Origin of the sequence: Escherichia sp. MOD1-EC6098, assembly GCF_002965865.1 — a bacterium.
Taxonomy (GTDB): Bacteria; Pseudomonadota; Gammaproteobacteria; order Enterobacterales; family Enterobacteriaceae; genus Escherichia; species Escherichia marmotae.
Genome location: NZ_PTSN01000063.1, coordinates 1 through 1,925, shown reverse-complemented (window position 1 = coordinate 1,925; position 1,925 = coordinate 1). Strand labels below are relative to the sequence as shown.

Sequence of the window (1,925 nt, the reverse complement as noted above, 5' to 3'; positions counted from 1 at the left end):
AGTTTCGGGAGCCGCGGTTTTGACGTTTCGCGGGAACCTGCTGCTGTATTCCCTGTGGTATGAACTTCACCCGTTTGAGAACCTTCGCCGCAAGGGGCATCACTGCCACGGCCTGACGCACCTGTCCGGGGCAGAACGCAAAATTTTTTACCGGGTTTTGGGTAAAAAATTTTGTGGGCTGTTCATTTACCCTGGACAGTCAGTGCGGCAGGTTGTGGCTGTATCAGCCCCCGGCGACAGGGACTCAAACGGGTGTGTGGCACCCGGCAGGCAATGAGCAGGGACCCGCCGCAACGACGAAGAGCGCGTGCGCGAAACGGCGTTGCGCCTCACATCCCGGCGGCCTTTTGCCGGGATGCCGGGAGCGCAGGCCACGGCGCGACAGAGGCGGCGCGACCGGAACGGTCGCTGCAAGCCCGGGGGTTTTGCGTCAGGGATGGACGCCCGTCAGGGCGGAGACAGCTTCGCTGGCTCCGTTCACGACAGCCCGCCCCGCCAGGGGGACGCCCGGGGAAGCCATAAACAGGAGAAGAACAGGAAGAACAGGAAGAACAACAACAGTAACAAGCACAGTAACCACAGAAATATAACATCAGGAAAAAACATTCCTGACACATCACAAACGGGAAGGGTAACGGGCGACGCGTCAGCGTGGCCCGCTTCCCTTCCGGCAGGCGCCAGCCTGCCAGGGGTTTTCGCGCGGACTGACAGGCAGCCTCCACCGCCTGCCCTGTATCACCTGTTTCTGCTGCCCTGAAAGATGTAGTGACCGCCGAGGAAAACCGCCTGCTGATTCGCCACAAAATCGCAGATTTCATCAACAATCTGCGCGGTGGTGAGCGGTTTCTGCCCCATTTCACGACGCCGCGCATTAATCACGGTTTTGTAATTACGCAGAATTTCGCGGGTTTCCGTGCTGATGTTCATTTTTCTTCGCCTCCTTCACAGGGGCGGCATTGCCGCCCCGTCCGTTAATCAGTCCAGTGCCGCGTAAATCGCGTTGCATTCGGGGTGAAATTCGATGTGGCTCCACAACTGCGCATCACGCATCCTGTACAGGTGTGTCAGCCCTGCATCACCACTGTCGTGGTACAGCCACAACTGACGGTTAATCACAAGAGAGGTCAGAATGATACCTGCGGCATCGGCACTCACGGTACGGTCAAACCAGTTTTCACCGTTGACCAGATGAAAACGGTCGCCATCCGGCATCATGTAACCGCCACCGTCCGGCAGGCGGATGAAGTGCCAGAATCCACCTTCATATTCCGGCATCATTTGTTTCGCCAGCGCGTATACAGACGCTTCGGCATACAGAAAATCCTGGCCAAACAGGTAAGGCAGAAAAGACAGACGGTCGCACTCTTCAACGTTCAGAGTGACAGGTTTCGCATATTGCATGATGTTTTCCTCCGTTGTTCACATATTCCGCGACACCGGGCGGTGCCGTGCCTCCATAAAAGCCGGGCGATAAGGCGGGGATGCAGGGGCGCAAGGGAAGCCGCAGCCTGACGCACACGGCTGGCGGGAGTTGAAGGGGACGGACGCGTTTTCGCGGACGGCCGGCCGGAAAATCACGGCAGACGGGAAGGAGGGACCGGGTGACCGCCGCGTTCATTTTACCCTTGCATCCCCGCCAGCCCGGCTAAGATGGAGGCACGGCACTGCCCGCACACGACACGACGGCCACAGAGTTGAAAACCCACAAGGCCATGCCCTGCATGGCCGGGTAAAACGGAGCCGGCGGCGACATCCTTTGTGCTCTGTCCGGAAACCGGAAGAAAAAAGGCGGGGATTTCCCCTGAGGAATCCCCAGAAAACAAGACAGGCATAGTGAGATGTGATCTAATTGATTGTGCTAACAATTTCAAGGGGATCACCACTATGCCTGCACGTTCATTATGCCAAAATTTCCTTAACAACAT

At 57.5% G+C, this 1,925-nt stretch carries 3 protein-coding genes and 2 pseudogenes; 2 read left to right on the top strand and 3 right to left on the bottom strand.

All coding sequences use genetic code 11. The features are described 5' to 3' along the window. On the top strand, positions 1 to 277 hold a 277-nt coding region (locus C0K55_RS26840), incomplete at its 5' end, for a hypothetical protein (RefSeq protein ID WP_236942627.1). Beyond that, positions 274 to 757: pseudogene (locus C0K55_RS25570) on the top strand (hypothetical protein). The gene C0K55_RS26840 and the pseudogene C0K55_RS25570, both read left to right, overlap by 4 nt. On the opposite strand, the gene C0K55_RS25565 reads toward C0K55_RS25570, so the two are convergent. From C0K55_RS25565 to C0K55_RS26835, 3 genes and pseudogenes are all read right to left on the bottom strand, one after another. Then, positions 736 to 927 (bottom strand): hypothetical protein, encoded by a 192-nt coding sequence (locus C0K55_RS25565; protein WP_105267093.1) that lies wholly within the window; start codon positions 925 to 927, stop codon positions 736 to 738. The pseudogene C0K55_RS25570 and the gene C0K55_RS25565 overlap by 22 nt on opposite strands. 48 nt (positions 928 to 975) lie before the next feature. Beyond that, the gene (locus C0K55_RS25560; RefSeq protein WP_089615073.1) at positions 976 to 1,401 is read right to left on the bottom strand and encodes an antirestriction protein; all 426 of its coding nucleotides are present in this window, start codon (positions 1,399 to 1,401) and stop codon (positions 976 to 978) included. Between the two features lie 218 nt (positions 1,402 to 1,619). Next, positions 1,620 to 1,925: pseudogene (locus tag C0K55_RS26835) on the bottom strand (hypothetical protein); the annotation flags it as partial.